Raw genomic sequence first — 18,162 nt, 5'->3', positions numbered from 1 at the left:
GCCGACAACTTTCCGCAGGCTGATTAACCAGTTAAAATCAATTTGAATTTTATTCAGTCGTGTAAACCGTCCGGTGTTTTTTCTGAGTGAATTCTGGCTCTTTGCGCCGGACAGATTCGATTACAAAGAGAGGTAATACTAACATGAATTACCAAAAAGAATACCTGCATTCCATTCAAAATCCGGAAGAATTCTGGAAAGAAAAATCAAAAAACATTTATTGGTACGAAGCGCCGCGAAAAATTCTTTCGAAAGATGAAAAAGGATTTTACCGGTGGTTTCAGGGTGGGAAACTCAACACTGCATATCTTGCATTGGATCACCATGTGAACAACGGGCGGGCCGATCAGCTCGCTTTGATTTACGATTCGCCATCCACAAATTCAAAAAAAACATACACTTTCCGCGAGCTGCGCGATGCCGTAGCAATGTTTGCCGGCGTTTTGGCCGATATGGGCGTAGCCAAAGGCGATCGCGTGGTCATTTACATGCCGATGGTGCCGGAAGCGGCCATCGCCATGTTGGCAACTGCGCGGCTGGGCGCTGTGCACTCTGTTGTGTTTGGCGGATTCGCACCCAACGAGCTGGCGATCCGCATCGATGATGCACAGCCGAAAGTGATGGTTTCTGCATCTTGCGGTATCGAATTCGACAAAGTGATACCCTACAAACCTTTGCTCGACGAAGCTATTCGGCAGGCGAAACACAAACCGGAAAAATGCGTCATTCTGAAGCGTCCGCAACAAAATGCGTCGCTGGAAACCGGTCGCGATTACGAATGGAACGAACTGATGTCCAACGCAAAACCGGCAGATTGCGTTGCGGTTGATGCAACCGATCCGTTGTATATTCTCTACACCTCCGGAACCACCGGCAAACCCAAAGGTATTGTGCGGGATAACGGCGGTCACGCCGTTGCGCTGCGATACAGCATGGAAACCGTTTACAACGTAAAACCGGGCGATGTGTATTGGGCTGCATCTGATGTGGGCTGGGTTGTCGGACATTCCTACATCGTTTACGCGCCGCTCATTACCGGATGCACAACCATTTTGTTCGAAGGAAAACCCGTTCGCACACCGGATGCCGGCACGTTTTGGCGAGTCATTTCCGAACACAATGTAAAAGCTTTTTTCACCGCGCCTACGGCATTTCGGGCAATCAAAAAGGAAGATCCGAAAGCGGATCACCTCAAACGATACGATATTTCCTGCCTCAAACAACTGTTTTTGGCCGGCGAGCGGCTCGATCCGCCAACCTACCACTGGTTGAAAGATATTTTACCGGACACCATTCCTGTGGTCGATCACTGGTGGCAAACCGAAACTGGCTGGCCCATCGTTGCCAATCCGTTGGGATTGGAACAATTCTCGGTTCGTCCCGGCTCGGCAACCAAATCCGTTCCGGGTTATGATGTGCAAATTCTCGATCCTTCCGGCAAAGAACTGGGCAGCGACGAAGAAGGTGCCGTTGCGGTGAAATTACCGATGCCGCCCGGTTGTCTGCCAACGCTTTGGAATGACGACGATCGATTCCAGCAATCATATATGGAGCGTTTTCCCGGCTATTACCTCAGCGGCGATGGCGGCTATAAAGATCGCGATGATTACGTTTACATTATGGGCAGGATAGATGATGTGATCAACGTTGCCGGTCACCGGCTGTCCACCGGGGAAATGGAAGAAATTGTCGCATCGCACCCGGCAGTGGCGGAATGCGCCGTTATGGGCATCAACGATGAGATGCGCGGACAAGTGCCTATCGGATTGGTTGTTTTAAAAGATGGCGCAACATTGGATGAAGCAACACTGGAAAAAGAGCTGGTGGAAATGGTTCGCAAAGAAATTGGTGCGTTTGCATATTTTCGCCGGGCAGCGGTGGTTAAGCGCTTGCCAAAAACCCGTTCCGGAAAAATATTGCGGCATATCATCCGTAAAATAGCTGATGGACAGGAATACACAACGCCATCTACAATTGACGATCCGAAAATTCTGGATGAAATTAAATCTACAATGTCTGAACATCGGATTGGACAAGGTAACACCTGATCTCTATACTGAGATTAAAATACGAATCTGCTGGCGATGCCGATCGGTCGGTCGGTATCGTTTGCAAAATAAATTACAGTCTGTTTGCATTCGTCGATTATTTATTGTGTGATCCGGCTGTTTTTAGATTTACCGCACAGGTTTCCGGTAAAAAAGTGATTGCGGGAACCGTTTTTAGCAAGTGACAAACAATTCATAATTTGCAATCGGATTCAGAAATTTTCGCTAAAAAGCGGATAAATTATTGTCTAATGAAATGTGAAAAGTGTAACAAAAAGCTTGCTTTTTCTGAAAAAAATGCTATAATAAAGAGATTGCAATTGTGTTTTTTTCGCAATCGGTCATCGTAAAAAGCCCGAGGAAAAAATGAGATTAAACCGGAAACAGTCCATCATATTTTCGGTATTCTATTTTATTTTCACGTTAGTATTGCGTTTTGTACTCGAGCCCTATTTGTTGGGCTATTATTGGATTTCGATCGGTATCGGGCTATACTTCATTCTCCTGTTTTGGTTATTGTATCACAAAAAAATTCTCAATTTCCATACTGAAGCCAGCGCAAACGAAGGCAAAACAGCAAAGAGCAGAAATCGATAAAGGTAGAGGGGTTGCCGGCACGCCCGGTAACAATGTAACAATCGCGACTTGCCGAAAGGCATTATGCCGCTTTACAGGAGGTCTGAAAATGAACCTGATTTTGTTAGGAGCACCCGGTGTCGGAAAAGGCACCCAGGCTAAAAAATTGGTGAAGGAACTCGGGATACCGCAAATCTCAACTGGAGATATGCTGCGTGCCGAAATCAAAAACAGTTCGCCCCTGGGCTTGAAGGTGAAAGGCGTAATGGAAAAGGGAGAACTGGTTTCTGATTCGCTGATTTTGCAGATCGTGGAAAAACGTCTTCATGAAGAAGACTGCAAAAATGGATTTATTTTGGACGGATTCCCCCGGACAATTCCTCAGGCGGAAGGCTTGGAAGGCATTCTGGTTCGCATGAATATTTCGCAACTGAAAGTGTTGGACATTGCCGTGCCCGACGAAGATATTATTGCCCGGTTAACCAGCCGCAGAATATGCCAGCAATGCGGAACACCTTACAGCACAATTGCAAATCCGCCCAAAGTTGATGGCGTTTGCGATGAATGTGGCGGTAAAGTGGTTCACCGTGTGGATGATTGTGAAAATATTATCACCAATCGTTTAGCCGTTTATCGCAAAAATACGGCACCGCTGATCGAGTATTATATTGCCAAAGGCGTTTATACCGCAATTGATGGAACAAAAACCGTTGAAGCGGTATTTTCTGGTGTTATGGAGCAACTATCCGTTGGAAAAGTGCAGCGCAAACGGAAAAATATGCAGTTCAGTGAGCAAGCGATCTAATGCCCGATCAACAGAAATCCTGATTTGTTTCGGGATTTCGAAATAGGAATTACCGGTTCCGGTGTTTCGAAATTTTGGCAACACCGGAACCGTTGCAAGAACCCTCTGAAATTTTGATTCGCAACGAATCTGCAAATTAATCTCACAAAATTTTTTTTATGAAATTAGCTACCCGCAAAAATTCTGCAGGGGAAGCCGGCAAAAGTATGCTGTCAATTTTCATCAACAGCTTGCGGAACTGCTTTCTTGCTTTCGTGTGTTGCACCGGGCTATATTACGGATGTCAAAAATATGTACAAACACGATCAAAAATGAAAAAATGAGCCCAATGCAGGCGTGACAGAAAACTGCGCTGCGGTTCTCAAAATAGAAATACCCTCATTTTGAGCGGCAAACGGAGGATCAATAATGCAAGATGTATTTGTGATTTCAGCAATAAGAACGCCGATTGGCAAATTTGGCGGCGCATTGGTCAACACCTCGCCGGTGGATTTGGCAGCACATTCCATGAAAGCGGCGTTGGAAAAAGCCGGACTCCCGGCAGATAAACTCGGTTTTTACATTTACGGCAATATTCTTAAACACGGACACGGACAATTGCTGCCGCGAAACGCCGCGTTGCGTGCCGGAATTCCCGCACATGTTGACGGTTACGCGCTCGATATGCTGTGCTCCTCCGGAATGATGAGTTTTATGAATGGCGTAAATATGATTCGCCTCGGTGATGTGGATACTGTGCTCGTTGGCGGGGTGGAATCGATGTCGCAAGCCGGTTTTCACCTGTCGCACAAAGCCCGTTGGGGATACAAATATCTTTCCGGCGGCGGTGAACAGGTGATCGACGAACTGGCGCATGACGGGTTGACCGATTCCACCAATGGTCGTTCCATGGGCGACGAAACCGACCAGCTTGCCAAAGAACGCGGCGTTGCCCGCGAACAAGTGGACGAAGTTGCGTATCTCTCGCATACCCGTGCGGCTGCGGCAACCGAAAAAGGCTATTTCAAAAAAGAAATCGCGCCGATGGAATTGAAATCCCGGAAAGGCACGGTGGTGATGGACACCGACGAAGGCATTCGCCCGGAAACCACGCTGGAAACCTTGGCAAAACTGCGCCCGGTGTTTAACGCAGATGGCGTAATTACCGCCGGAAACGCCAGCCAGATTTCCGACGGCGCCTGCGGATTAGTGCTCGCCAGCGCAAAAGCAGTGAAAGAATTCGGGCTGAAACCGATCGCGAAATTCTGCGGTGCGGAATGGGTTGGTGTGGAATCCTACAAGTTTGTCGAAGCACCGGTGCCCGCAATTCAAAAGATGCTCGGCAAATTGGAATTGAAACCCAACGATATCGACCTTTACGAAAACAACGAAGCATTCGGTTTGAACAACGTTTTACTCAGTCGTGAACTTGGCGTAAGTTATGATAAAATAAACGTTTACGGCGGCGCGATTGCGCTCGGACATCCGCTCGGTTGTTCCGGTGCCCGCATCATCGTAACCTTACTTAATGCGCTAAACGAAAATGATGGCAAATTTGGTGTCGCATCGTTGTGCCACGGTGTTGGCGGCGGAACGGCTGTGACTGTCGAACGCGTTTAAGTTTGTGGCAACAAAGAAATGATTGAAAATTAGTGCAATAAAATTATTTCCAATGAAGAAATTCAACTGTCGGGAACGGTGTTTTTTTGGCAACGTTTCCGACAGAATTTTCCGGCTGCAGAAATCCCCGGAATTCAGCTGTTTTGTTGGGTAGCGATCGATTGCTGTTGTAATAATAAACCTGTGATTCCTGCATTCTCAGGAATGGCATCGCACCCCTTTCCAAGCGATCACAATTTACACGTTCAAATAAACGGTTGATCGAAATGAGCCAAAAAACGCTGTCTTTTTTGCAGAAAATTGCACCTTTCGATGCTTTACCCCAAAAAGAAGTGGCGGATATCGCCAAAAATGTTCGCATCGCTGAATATCCGGCGGATACGCTGTTATGCACCCAGGGAAAATCAAAACTCGACAGCTTGTACGTGATCGAGAAAGGCGCGGTGGAGCTGTTTTTTGAAGAAAACGGCGTCAAAAAACTAAGCGGATTTTCCAGCGAAGGGGAAACATTTGGCGGCATTGCGATGCTGGTGAATCAAGGATTCGCCATCCGCACAATTCGTGTTCACGAACCCTCCCGATTTTTCATGATTGACCGCGAGCGATTTTTGGCGCTTTGCGAAAAATATCCAGATTTCTCCGATTTTTTCACAGACAGTTTTGGCAAAAAATTGCTCGACAAATCGTATCTGGCAATTGTTGCAAATGTGGCGGCGCAACGCAGCGATTCTGATATGCCGCTGTATAATCAAATGGTCAAAACCGTTACAAATTTTGAGCTTTCCGTTTATCATCAATCTGCCAGTATTCAGGAAGTTGCCCGTGCGATGAACAAATTGTCGCATAGCGCAATGCTGATCACCGATGACGACGGCAAATTTGTGGGGATCGTAACCGACAAAGATTTTCGCCAAAAAGTGGTTGCCGATGCAATGGATGTCGGCCATCCCGTGAATGAAATCATGTCATCGCCGCTGTTGAGCATTCCTCAAGATGCGCCGGCCCTGGAAGCTATTTTGATGATGGTGCAGAAAAATATCAAACATTTGGCAGTGACAGACGCCGCCGGAAAAGTAGTGGGAATGACCAGCAACCGTCGCCTGCTGATGTTGCAGGGACTTTCGCCGGTGATGCTGATGCGGGAAATTCGCTACGCCCAACGCCCGGAAGATTTATTCGGAAAACAAAAAGAATTGGCGCCGATCGTAAAAGAACTGGTGCAGGGCGGCGCACGCTCTGACCACTTAAATCGGATGATTACGGCAGTTGCAGACGGTGTTTTGAAAAAACTGATCCAGTTTGCAATCGATGAAATTGGCGAACCACCCACTCAGTTTGCCTTCATGATTTTGGGCAGCGAGGGACGAAAAGAGCAAACGCTCAAAACCGATCAGGATAACGCGATCATTTACAAAAATCCGCCCAAAAGCCGCGAAAAAGAAGTTCAGGATTATTTTCTGAAATTTGGTGAAAAGGTATGCGGCTGGCTGAACAGTGCAGGATATAATTATTGCAACGGCAATATTATGGCCCAAAATCCCAAATGGTGCCAACCGGTTTCGGTGTGGAAAAATTATTTTTACCAATGGATACAAACACCTGAGCCGATGGCAGTCATGCACTCTACCATTTTTTTTGATTTTGAGGGTGCATATGGTGACGCATCGCTGACGCGGGATTTGCGCAACTATTTGTTCGATTTACTGAACAAGCGTGCCGGGATGTTCTACTTCCATTTGGTGAGCAACTCGTTGCAAATAAAACCGCCACTGGGTTTTTTCCGCAATTTTGTGGTAGAATCCAAAGGCGATCACAAAGATATGTTTGATGTTAAAAAAGCGATGACGCCCATCGTCGATTTTGCCCGGATTTATGCACTGGAACACAAAATAGAGGCAACCAATACGTTGGACCGGTTGGAAGTATTGCATCAAAAAAATGTGCTTAAAATCAAAGAATACAGCGAGTTGGAGCAGGCGTATCGCTTCCTGATGCAAGCCCGATTGGTGCGGCAGGTGCAGGCGATTACCGAAGAAAATGCCGCGCCATCCAACTACATCAACCCCGAAAAACTAACCCAGATCGAGCAGCGGATGCTCAAAGAAATTTTTAGTCTGGTGCAGGATTATCAGGAAAAAATGAGCGTACATTTCCGGGGGATGATGTGATTTGAACATTAAAAAATGCGCCGCATCGGGCGTTTCACGGTGGGTTGATGAATCACTGATCGGTGTTGTGAAAATCGAAAATTGAAAATCAAACAAAGTTCTGCGACTTATTTTTGTAAAACACATTAAACTTCAGGAGTTGAGAATGTCATTTCCCCCGCCGTTTTATCGTTGGCGTCCGCATCCGTGGCATGGATTGGAAACCGGACCGGATGCACCAAAAGTTGTGCATGCATATATTGAAATAACGCCGTTTGACTTTGTGAAATATGAAGTGGACAAAATTACCGGCTACATTCGGGTGGATCGTCCGCAGCGCAGTTCTTCGCAGCCGCCGGCGCTTTACGGGTTTATTCCGCGAACCTATTGCGGGCGTCGGGTGGGCTCACTTGCGCCAAAAGCAAATGGTGGCGACGGCGATCCGTTGGATATTTGCGTGCTCAGCGAGCGTCCCATCAATCGTGTGGAAATTATTTTGAATTCGCGGGTGGTTGGCGGATTGCAGTGTATCGACAAAGGCGAGGCGGATGATAAAATTATCGCTGTGCTGGAAAACGATAACATTTGGCAAAATGTGCACGATATATCCGAACTGCCGGAAATTTTGGTGGAGCGATTGCGGCATTATTTCAGCACTTACAAAATGGTGCCGGGATCACCATCGCAACTGGATATCGAAGAAGTTTACGGCGCGGAGCGGGCATTGGAAGTTGTGCAAGCTGCAATGTCGGATTACGACGAAGAATTCGGGCGCTAACAGTTAATATTTTAGTCGTGCGTAAAATGTTTTTTGAGAGGCTTCGCGCGCTTCACGGAGTGTGCGAACGCCTTTTTTGGCCAGCAGTGGCAACAATTTCAGAAAAACCTCTGCTGTCACCAGCGAATCCCCCAAAGCCGTATGCCTGCCGATAATCGTTACGCCCAACCGTTTGGCAACCTCATCCAAACTGTGTTTATCCTGATTTGGGTGCACAAATGCAGAAAGCAGCAATGTATCCAGCACCGGATTGACAAATTTCACACCGGTATTTTCTTCCTTTATTTGCAAAAATCGCATGTCGAAAGCGGCGTTGTGAGCCACCAGCACGGTTTTTTTTGCGTAATCGTGAAATGCCGGCAACACTCTGTCGATGGTCGGTTGGTTGACCAACATCTCCGGCGAAATGCCGTGAACTTTAATCGATTCGCGCGACAACGTCCGGCGCGGGTCCACCAGCTGATCGAATACTTCCCGGCGAAGCATGCGCCCATTGACGATCCGGATCGCACCCACCGAAATAATTTCGTCGCCATCCGATGGGTTCAAACCGGTGGTTTCGGTATCGAAAACCGTAAAACTCAATTCGGAAAGCGGCACATCGTCCAGTTCGCTCATTTGTCCGGGGCGATTGAACAGATCGAAATCATAATATTCCGGGCGGCTTTCGGCGTCCGGCATTATTTGCACCGGTTTTGAAACGGGTTCGGGAATAGCGGGTAACAACAACCGCAAATAAAATTCGTTGTTTTCGGGATCGGATTTGGACCAGATTTCCGCATCGTGGCGGTCGAGCACTTCCTGCAATGTGAGCATGATTCCTTCGTTGTCGATCAGCAAAAATTGCGATTTCCAGTCTTGCATTACATCTCGCGGAAACTTTTTGGATTGCCATGCCAGATCGACATTAACGAAATGATTTTTTCGCTCAATCCGGAAAGAAAAATCAGTGATTTCCAGTTGTTTAAGCTCGTGTAAAATAAAGAGATACGCCTGAGTTAGCGAATAGCTGTCTACATTAATCCAGATGCTCTCCTCACAACTTTCCAACGCAATATTGATGTTCAATCGCTCCGTTGCCGCACGCTGAATGGCTGCCAGCAAATCCGGGCAAAGCATCTGTTCCAGCGGCCAATGTGCTTTAAAATGTTCGGAAAAATCGCTGGTTGTTTTGTTGATGAGCGTGCTGAGCATCAGCGATTCGCTGTGGATGGTTTTCTGGAAATTTTCGCGCTCTGCCGCAGACATCGACGGATAATCGATGACGGTTTCGATCGCCGCGCGAATCCCGGCTACCGATGCGCGGATGCCTTCGCTCAACACCTGCAACAGCATATCGCGCTGGCTGTCGCGTTTTACTTTTTGGGTGATGTCGTAAAGCACCAGCAAAAAACCGTCGAAATTTTTTTGATTATCGAGAATCGGGGCAAGCTGAACCCGCAACAATTGGTTGCTGCTGCCGGTGGTGACAAATTGGGAAACCGGTGCGCTGTTTTCGCGGCTGATGCGGTGCATCACTTCATCCAGCGCATGCTGAACCAATCGCGGATCGATAATGCCGAGCAGCGAACGCCCCAAGCCGATCATGCTGCCAAACTGCGATTCCGACCCGCTTTGGGTATCGGTTCGCATAAAAATTTGTCCCGCACGTTCGTTATACAATAAAATGTTGCAATCGCGGTTGCAGACCAAAATGCCTTCGTTGAGCTTGGCGATGAGCGTCAGTAAAATATTTTTTTCTTCGGCCAGCGCTTCGTTGGCTTTTTCGATGTTCTGCTCGATATTTTGGCGAAGTTCGTCAAAATGATCTGCCGTCGCGTTGATGGATGCGGCTAAACGCTGCAATGTCTCGCTTTGCGGAACGGTGATCCGGTGGGATGGGTTGACAACCAGAATTCCGGTATCTTCGGTGATTTTGTTGAGCGGCACCAAATAACGATCGCCAAACCAGTGGACTGCCCAGCCGAGCAACAGCAGCAAACCCGCCGGCGGCAGCACCACAATCCAAAAATGTTTGTGCACAAATGTGACAATCAGTTCGTATTCATCCGGTGGCTGCATTTGCGCATAAATGAGGATCGCAAAAAAAATAATCAGCGCCAGCGCCAAAACCGCCAGCCGGATGGTCAAAATAAAACGTTGTTTGAGGTTCATTAGAATTTTTGCGGGTATTTTTTAGGGTTCATTGATCAATATGTTCACCTTTTCCACCAACTCTTTTGTGGAAAACGGTTTGCTAACATAATCGTCAGCACCCAGGGAAAGCCCTTTTGTGATGTCCATTTCCCGCCCTTTGGCGGTCAGCAGCACAATTTTCAGTGATTTCCAATCCGGGTTTTCGCGGATCGTTTGGCACAATTCAAAACCGGATTTGTGCGGCAACATCACATCCAGCAACACCAGGTCGGGTTGGAATTCAGCCAAAGCGGTTTCGGCTTCCCGCCCGTCTCGCGCTACGCGAATCTCATATCCGGATTGACGCATCAGAAATTCCAGAGAAATCACAATGTTCGGTTCGTCGTCTACGATGAGTACTCGTTTTGCCATGTTGTGGACCCCCTTTGGCGCAACAGCTTTTTAATACAAAATTTGTAACTATATAAAAAATAACCACCTAACTCGTTTTGAGTAGATAAAAAAACACATTATTTCTGATCGCCGGCACTTTGGTTTACTTCTGTTTCAGCCGATTGATCCGCACGGGACAGCGTAAATGAAAACGTTGAACCTTTGCCGGGAGCGCTTTTTACCCAAATTTTGCCCTGATGAAATTCGATAATTCGCCGGGTGATTGCCAGCCCCAATCCGCTCCCGCCGGGCTGGCTGCCCACCTCGCCGTGAACCTGATGAAATTTTTCGAAAATAATTTCCTGATCTTCCCGTCGAATGCCGATGCCGTTATCCTGCACATCAATCTGCACATGATCGCTAATTTGCTGCAGCCGCAAATTTATTTTACCGGTTTGGCTATCGCAAAATTTTATGGCGTTGGAAATCAGATTCAGCATCACCTGCATCAGCCGGTCGCGGTCGCCGCGAATGAATGCCGGTTTTTCCGGCAAATCCACCGCCGTTTTGATGCGCTTTTCCGCCAGCAACTGGCTGGTTGCGGCCATTGCGTCGCGGATCACTTCGGAAATATCCACCTGGCTGATCTTCCAATCCAGCGTATGCGATTCCATCTTTTGCAGATCCAGCACCTGATTGATCAGCCGGGTCAACCGTTCGCTTTCTTTGATGATAATGCTCAAAAAATGCTGGCGCTGGTTGATATCCAACTCCGGATTATCGTATAAAATTTCCGAAAACGCCCGGACGGAAGTGAGCGGTGTCCGCAATTCGTGCGTTACGGTGGATACAAAGTCGTCTTTCATCCGGTCGAGTTCCTGCAGCCGTTGGTTGGCAGCCTGCAGTTCGCCGGTAAGTTCTTCCAGTTCGCGGGATTTTTCTTCCAGCTCGCGGGTGTGGGCGAGCACTTGCTGGGTTTCGTTGAGGATTTCGACCACTTCGTCCAGGCTGAGCGGCTCCTCTTTCACCACTGCGCCGATCAATCCGCGGGCAGTTGCGGAACCCACAGCGCCGGCGAGCACCTGCTCGGTGTGATTCACAAAATCGGTATCGGCGATGATCGATTTTTGCCAGTTGATTTTGTGAACCTCGGCGTATTCGGTGAACACTTCATCTGTGCGGCGTTTGCCCAAAAATCTGCGGAGCAGATCGTGCAGGTCGCGCGCCGATGCCGATGCCGTTCCGCGCCAAATGGATGAAACTTCCACACCGCCGGTATATTTGAAAATATCCACAAACAGTGACGCCTGATTCAGTTCAATGCCCGATTGCCGGCTGAACAGCGAAACGGTGACGTAGCCGATTGTATTCAACAGCAAACTCCAGAACACCGAGTGGCTGATTTGCCCGAAACCCTCCAGCCCGAACAGATGAAACGGGCGGAGCAGCTCGATGCCGAACAACCCCTGGGTGATGATTGTTTCCGAAAACAATCCGGCACGCACCATCGACGGAAAGGGGAGGGTAAATGCCCAAACCGCAAATCCGATAATCAATCCGGTCATTGCACCGTGGCGGGAGCCCTGTTTCCAGAAAATGCCGCCCAAAATTGCCGGTGCAAATTGGGCAACCGCCACAAATGAGGTTAGCCCGATGGACACCAGCGAGAAAAATTCGCCCACAAAATGGAAGTAAAAATAGCCCATCAACATCACCAAAATGATGCTGCCCCGGCGGATCGCCAGCAGCAATCCGGTGAGGTCCTTCCGTTCGGTGAGGCGCAGGAATTTCAAACGCAGCAGCAGCGGCATCACTAAGTCGTTGCAAATCATCGTGCTTAGGGCAATCGTTTCGACAATCACCATTCCGGTTGCGGCGGAAAGTCCGCCGATAAACACCAGCAACGTCAGCCATTCCTGTTGGGCGATCATCGGAAGGGTGAGCACAAAGGTATCGGCGTCCACATTTTGTCCGGCAAAATGCATCAGCCCGCCGAGGGCAATCGGCAGCACAAAAATGTTGATCACCAGCATATAAAGCGGAAACAGCCAGATGGCTTTTCCGAGATGTTTTTCGTTGACATTTTCGATGACCGTGACCTGAAACTGGCGCGGCAGGAACATGATCGCCATCATCGATACGATGAGCAGGAGAATCCAGTCTGCCTGTGAGCCGGAAACATCGCTGAAACCGAACAGCTTTTGCAGATCATCGTGTTGCGCCGCCCGTTGGAAAATATCGCCGAAACCATCATACATACTATAGGTTACGAACAGTCCGACTGCCAGAAAAGCGATCAATTTCACCACCGATTCAAACGCGATGGCTGCAACCAACCCTTCGTGTCGTTCCGTGGCATCGAGATGCCGGGTGCCGAATAAAATGGTGAAAACCGCCAAAATCATGGCGATGGAAAGAGTGGTATCGTTTAATCCGAGGCTGGATGATTGCGCAGGCATAATCACATTCGGATAGCCGCTGATGATCTGAAAACTGATGGAAATCGCTTTCAACTGCAGCGAAATATACGGCACGATGCCGATCACTGCGATGACGGTAACGGTTCCGCCCAATAAATTGCTTTTGCCGTATCGCGAAGCCACAAAATCGGCAATGGAGGTGATGCGGTTTTTTTTACTGATTCGAATGATTTTGCGCATCACCACCCACCAAAGGGTGATGATCAGCGTTGGACCGAGGTAAATCGGCAAAAACCCGACGCCGCTGTTTGCTGCCCTGCCAACGCTGCCGTAAAACGTCCACGCTGTGCAATATACCGCCAGCGACAGTGCGTAAATATACGGGTTGCTGATGACGCTGCGTTGCATTGATGCGCGCCGGTCGCCGTAATACGCAATGGCAAACAGTACCGCAAGATATCCGAATGAAGTAAAAATGACCACCCAGTTTTGCAGCATAAACCTCTCAATCTTTTGGCCACTAGCGCGATGATGCGCTGCTTTTTTCGATGATAAATGCCTTGATCAGAATAATGCCGAACCATACACTAAACAAATAAAAATAGAGTGAGGGAATACCTGCAACGGTGCCATTTTTGAATAAGGACAGGATTGGACCATTCAATAAAATGAATCCCAGAAAGAACAGTGCAATCAGTTTTTGGCGCTTTAGCGAACGTGTATCCATAAGGCTTTTGGGTTAAGTTTATTCAATTTAAATGTACAAATAATGCAGGATTTATGAAAGGCTTTATCGCCAACAAGCTCAGAAAAATTGCGCTGAGCGTTTGTAAAATTATTTTACAAAGCATGCCCGCTAATCTGTTCCCGCAACAGTTTTTTCTGATTATCAAATCAGGAAAAGATCGATTGATCGATCCCTTAAGTATAATTGAAACAATGGTTTGCGATCATGGTGAACCCCATCCCCAAAAAGTTGGCCCGCCTTTTGCCAAATAAGCAGACAAGGTGGCCGGGGTAGTTAACGAAGCGAATAGTGGTTCAGCCGGTCGCTCAACATTTCAACGGTTCTTTGATCTCCAACAAATATCCTGGCACTGTAAAAACATCACGCAATTGGCAAAGGAGTGTGTGCAATTGATAAGGAATGTTGTGTTTTGGCTGGTGTGTTTTGGATGCGCGATCGTAAATGCCCAGCAATTACAAATGGCTGCGCAGATGCAATTCACCCGTTTCGATGCAGCAACCAACTGGCAATCATCGGTTGGCTGGCGCAGCGAAACGGCAGTCGCGCTGCCGGAAAATTTTCGCATCGGCATACAATTCGGGTATCAAACAACCCACGAGATATTTGACACCATTGGCGGAACGGGCAAACTGGCGGTGGCACTGCTGCCGCTGGCGATCATCACCGGATGGACGTTTGCAAAACTGCCGGGAAATGCGAGTAGCGAAGTTTTGGCGGCTGCCGGTGCTGTTCGGTTGCACCGCGATGCGCAACGGATTGACCTCGGCGCCATCGGCGAAACTGAAATTCCGGCAGAAACAAACTGGCACCGGCAACTGCAACTGGGCGTTCGTTTTCGGCGGGAGTTCAACCGGTGGGGTGTGCAATTTGGCGTGCAGTCGCAGTGGATGAAACTTCAACAAACGGTTCAACATTGGGAAATAACAGGTGGGATTCATGCGAATTTATTCAATTTATAAATATTTGTTTTTAATGACGTTGTCGCTCACTTTTCCGGTGACGGTTGGGGCACAAACGGAAAGCGCACCGCAACCGGCAACGCAACTGGATTTCCGCAACGGCACCGTTTTCGAGGTGAATCCCTACACCGGCGCGATGGGCGGCAGCGGGCTGTTTGGTATGCGGTTGGGGATGAATTACGGTGTCATCAAACTGGAATTGGGGCTGGCGCAAATCATCGGCGAATCGGCGGATATGTATCCGGTAACCGCAAATGTCGCGTTCAATCTCTCCACCAACGGAAAGTGGTTGCCATACGGCACCATCGGCGGCGGATTGCTGATGACAGTGCCTACCGAAGCGATCGGCGCGAACACGGTTTCGTCGATGGCGGTGAATGTCGGCGGCGGCACGCGGTTGTTTATCGCCCGGAATTTGGGCATTTCATTTGAAGCGCGGCAGTATCTCACGCAGCTTCGCAACGACATCGCCGCAGAAAATGAGCTGCTGTTGTTCCGCGAATTTAATGTTGGGTTCACATTTCTATTTCGTTAAAAAACAAAGATTTAATCTGAGTGACGGAGAAAATAATGTTCAAAAATAAACGATTAAGATTGCTGATTTTATTGTTGGCGGGTTTCATTTTCAGCCCGGTTGTTGCCAACGGACAGGCGAACAGTTTGGGCGTTAGCAACGGCATTTACACGGCAGAAGGGTTTGGCGCAAACTACTATTTCGGTGCGCGATACGCCAAATTTTTTAACAATGCACATTATTTTGTGGAAGGCACCGTTGGCATCAGCAGCCTGGAATCGCGGGTGCTGAACGAACTCTCCGCGTTTCAGGTGTTCGATTCCAATCGCCTGATGACCTACGAATTTGTGTTCGGCTACGACAAATTTCCGGCGGGCGGCATGCCGTTTTTCGTGATGGGCGTCGCCGGGTTGAAACAGGGTGGGCAATCAAAATTCGCGTATGTGCTCGGCATCGGCAAACAAATTCCGCTGTCGCAATTTTTTGATGTGAAACGGATTGCGGTTCGCTACGATATCCGCGATCATATTTTCCGGCAGCAAATTAATGATAATCAACGCTTTACGTCACATAATTTATCGTTCACACTCGGGTTGCAATATTACTTTTAAAATGGACTTGGGGCAGATGGGCAAAATCAATCGGTAAACGGATTTTGTTCAACAAACTGTGAGGATTTGACCATGGATTGGCCAGTATTTCGGCAAAAAATATTAGCGGGAAAAACAGCAATGTTGCGTCACACCCGCTCCCATACAGACTGGATTCGCATCAAATGTTATGTTTGGCTGATTTTGTTCGTCGTGCAATTGTTCACCGGTTGCGGCGAGGCGCCGCCGGACAGCATTCTTGCCAAAGCGGGGCAATCGGCGGTGATTTTTGTGAAAGAAAACAGCCGCGCAAACAACAACAACAACGCGATGAAAAGCAATCGCGATGAATTTTATGCCGGCAGCGATCTGTTCTTGCTCAGCCCGGTTTCCCTGACCGGTGAATTGACTAACCTGACCGAAAAATATACTCGCGAAGGAAAAAATGATCCGCGCGATTTTGGTGCAGCCGCCGATCCGGAAATTTCATTCGATGGCAAAAAAGTGCTGTTTTCCATGAAAATCAGTCGCCAGAGCCGTTGGCAGTTGTATGAAATGAACATCGACGGCAGCGATTTGGTGCAGCTCACCAGCCAGAGCGACGGCGATGACATGGACCCGATTTATCTGCCCAACGGGCAAATTTTGTTTGCCTCCACCCGTGCGGGAATTGTGGACGAATACGAACGCCGCCACTCGCCATTGCTGCACGTTGCGGATCGCGCCGCAGACGGACGGCTGACCAACATTCGCCAGATTTCTTTCAACCAAAGCCACGACACCAACCCGATTGTTCATTCCAGCGGTAAAATTATTTACAGCCGTTGGGAGCATTTGGGCGACCCGAACAAATTTCCGCTGTTCGTGATGAACCCGGACGGGACTCGCCCATTCGTAATGTATGGCAACCACACGCCGCGCGAGAGCGGAAGCCGCGTTTTTCTGGAGCCGCGCGAACTTGCTGACGGTGGCATTGTTTGCTCGGTGATGGAGCGGAATTCCCCGTTCGAGGGCGGCGCGATTGCCATTATCGATATCTCCAAATCGGATGACAACCTCACGTTTATCTCGCCGGAAACATCGCCATTTAACAATAATAACCGCTATTCGCGGGCGGTGTTCAAAACGCCGTATCCGATTCTCGATCCGACCGCATCAACAGATCGCCGGGAGAAAATTCTGGTGGCAATGTCGCCGTATCCGGTGAACACCGGCGAAGAGGAAAGCGTGGATTACGGGCTGTATGTGATGGACAAAGATGGCAAAAATCTGCGTCTGATTTACAACGATCCCGATTTCAACGAGGTTGATCCGGTGGTGGTGGCGCCCCGCGAAAAACTATCCGGCGGATTGCCGCAGGTGATCCCGATGGATGCGAAAGTGGAAAATGCCATCAACAGCGGGCAGCAAACGGGTTTCTTTTTCGATGCGAACGTGTACGACCGCGCCACGAACGACGGGCAAATGCGACCCGATCCCAATTTTGTGAATCGCGACGGCAGCATTGGGCAGGTAAAATGGCTGCGCATTCTCGAAGCTGTTCCGATGCCGACAGACGGTCGACGTCGCGGCGGTCCGCTCGGCGATACCAATCTCGAAAAACAGCGGGTGGTCGGATATGCGCCCATTCGCGCCGACGGCTCGTTTTCGGTAGAAGTGCCCGCCAATCGCTCGCTGCATATGCAAACGCTCGACGAAAACGGTCATTTACTGGTGAACCAGCGCACCTGGGTGCAGGTGATGCCCGGCGAACAGCGGCTGTGCACCGGTTGCCACGGCGATCACGATCGCGATATCATCATCGATGATCTGGAAATCCAGAGCGATCAAACTGTTATAAATGCCGCACTTAGCAAGGTTTATAATTCCGGGTTCAACAATGCGGAAAACGTGGAACAGCACGCTGCCGCAATTCCCGACACGCTGGATTTTTTCAACAAAGAGAATCCCAACAAATCGCATACGGTACAGGGCGTTTTCAACCGGATGTGCATTTCCTGTCACGGAAATGCGGTGCCGGCCGGCGGATTATCGCTGGAAATGACCGCCGCGGATCTGAGTGATCCGGATGCAACCACATCGGTTTACGAGCGATTGACCGATCCGAATTACCGCACCGTCAACGGCGACACTCGCGATTATGTGCGCCGCGAACGCTCCCGTGAAAGCCCGCTGCTGTGGGTGCTCTACAATCGCCAGCTCGACGGCGATAACGATGAATATCGCCCGATGAATTACGATCATTCGCAACTGTTCACCAAAGATGCAACCGGATTGATTCCGCCGTTTCATCCCCAAAATCGTGATTTACTGACGATCATCGAGTGGATCGACGCGGGGATCCAATATTCGAACACCACCGAACAGCGCTGACGCGCCGAAGGATAAAGGTTAAAGGATATAGTAAAAAATGTAGGGACACGGCACCGCATGCCCAAAACATCGCAGATACGAACCTAAAACCAACGGG

Annotated in this window: 14 protein-coding genes; 10 read left to right on the top strand and 4 right to left on the bottom strand. The window is 48.9% G+C overall.

The features are described 5' to 3' along the window. Window positions 1–143: 143 nt before the first annotated feature. The 3 genes from H6629_02975 (at window position 144) to H6629_02965 (ending at window position 5,028) form a co-directional block, all read left to right on the top strand. Window positions 144–2,048: a propionyl-CoA synthetase gene (locus H6629_02975; GenBank protein MCB9066761.1), complete on the top strand. Its 1,905-nt coding sequence runs from the start codon at window positions 144–146 to the stop codon at window positions 2,046–2,048. A gap of 685 nt (window positions 2,049–2,733) precedes the next feature. After that, a complete protein-coding gene (locus tag H6629_02970) occupies window positions 2,734–3,429 on the top strand; it encodes an adenylate kinase (protein MCB9066760.1) in 696 nt (231 codons plus the stop codon). Between the two features lie 408 nt (window positions 3,430–3,837). Then, complete coding sequence (locus tag H6629_02965; protein MCB9066759.1) at window positions 3,838–5,028, top strand: thiolase family protein; 1,191 nt, start codon at window positions 3,838–3,840, stop codon at window positions 5,026–5,028. Between the two features lie 43 nt (window positions 5,029–5,071). On the opposite strand, the gene H6629_02960 is transcribed toward H6629_02965, so the two are convergent. Then, window positions 5,072–5,239: a hypothetical protein gene (locus tag H6629_02960; protein ID MCB9066758.1), complete on the bottom strand. Its 168-nt coding sequence runs from the start codon at window positions 5,237–5,239 to the stop codon at window positions 5,072–5,074. A 55-nt stretch (window positions 5,240–5,294) separates the two neighbouring features. On the opposite strand from H6629_02960, the gene H6629_02955 reads away from it, so the two are divergent. Continuing rightward, on the top strand, window positions 5,295–7,196 hold the full coding sequence (locus tag H6629_02955) for a cyclic nucleotide-binding/CBS domain-containing protein (GenBank protein ID MCB9066757.1): 1,902 nt from the start codon (window positions 5,295–5,297) through the stop codon (window positions 7,194–7,196). 145 nt (window positions 7,197–7,341) lie between these two features. Next, complete coding sequence (locus H6629_02950; protein ID MCB9066756.1) at window positions 7,342–7,953, top strand: inorganic pyrophosphatase; 612 nt, start codon at window positions 7,342–7,344, stop codon at window positions 7,951–7,953. A gap of 3 nt (window positions 7,954–7,956) precedes the next feature. Here the strand turns inward: H6629_02950 and H6629_02945 are convergent, their stop codons facing one another. The 3 genes from H6629_02945 to H6629_02935 all read right to left on the bottom strand — a co-directional run bounded on the left by H6629_02945 (window position 7,957) and on the right by H6629_02935 (window position 13,379). Continuing rightward, window positions 7,957–10,107 (bottom strand): DNA polymerase III subunit epsilon, encoded by a 2,151-nt coding sequence (locus H6629_02945; protein MCB9066755.1) that lies wholly within the window; start codon window positions 10,105–10,107, stop codon window positions 7,957–7,959. A gap of 21 nt (window positions 10,108–10,128) precedes the next feature. Beyond that, window positions 10,129–10,500 (bottom strand): response regulator, encoded by a 372-nt coding sequence (locus tag H6629_02940; GenBank protein ID MCB9066754.1) that lies wholly within the window; start codon window positions 10,498–10,500, stop codon window positions 10,129–10,131. Window positions 10,501–10,598: 98 nt separating this feature from the next. Continuing rightward, complete coding sequence (locus H6629_02935) at window positions 10,599–13,379, bottom strand: histidine kinase (GenBank protein MCB9066753.1); 2,781 nt, start codon at window positions 13,377–13,379, stop codon at window positions 10,599–10,601. Between the two features lie 282 nt (window positions 13,380–13,661). On the opposite strand from H6629_02935, the gene H6629_02930 reads away from it, so the two are divergent. The 5 genes from H6629_02930 (at window position 13,662) to H6629_02910 (ending at window position 18,065) form a co-directional block, all read left to right on the top strand. Beyond that, the gene (locus H6629_02930; protein ID MCB9066752.1) at window positions 13,662–13,880 is read left to right on the top strand and encodes a hypothetical protein; all 219 of its coding nucleotides are present in this window, start codon (window positions 13,662–13,664) and stop codon (window positions 13,878–13,880) included. Window positions 13,881–14,018: 138 nt separating this feature from the next. Beyond that, window positions 14,019–14,588 carry a hypothetical protein gene (locus H6629_02925; GenBank protein MCB9066751.1) on the top strand — a complete coding sequence of 190 codons (570 nt, stop codon included), beginning with the start codon at window positions 14,019–14,021 and terminating at the stop codon, window positions 14,586–14,588. Beyond that, window positions 14,566–15,123, top strand: a complete 558-nt coding sequence (locus H6629_02920; protein MCB9066750.1) for a hypothetical protein — start codon at window positions 14,566–14,568, stop codon at window positions 15,121–15,123. Before H6629_02925 ends, H6629_02920 begins: the two co-directional genes overlap by 23 nt. A gap of 35 nt (window positions 15,124–15,158) precedes the next feature. Continuing rightward, window positions 15,159–15,713: a hypothetical protein gene (locus H6629_02915; GenBank protein MCB9066749.1), complete on the top strand. Its 555-nt coding sequence runs from the start codon at window positions 15,159–15,161 to the stop codon at window positions 15,711–15,713. 72 nt (window positions 15,714–15,785) lie between these two features. Then, window positions 15,786–18,065, top strand: a complete 2,280-nt coding sequence (locus H6629_02910; protein MCB9066748.1) for a hypothetical protein — start codon at window positions 15,786–15,788, stop codon at window positions 18,063–18,065. Window positions 18,066–18,162 lie beyond the last annotated feature (97 nt).

The sequence above is a fragment of the Calditrichia bacterium genome (assembly GCA_020634975.1).
GTDB lineage: Bacteria > Calditrichota > Calditrichia > RBG-13-44-9 > J075 > JACKAQ01.
Note: the sequence above shows the minus strand (reverse complement) of the source record. Positions and strands in the feature narration are given on the sequence as shown.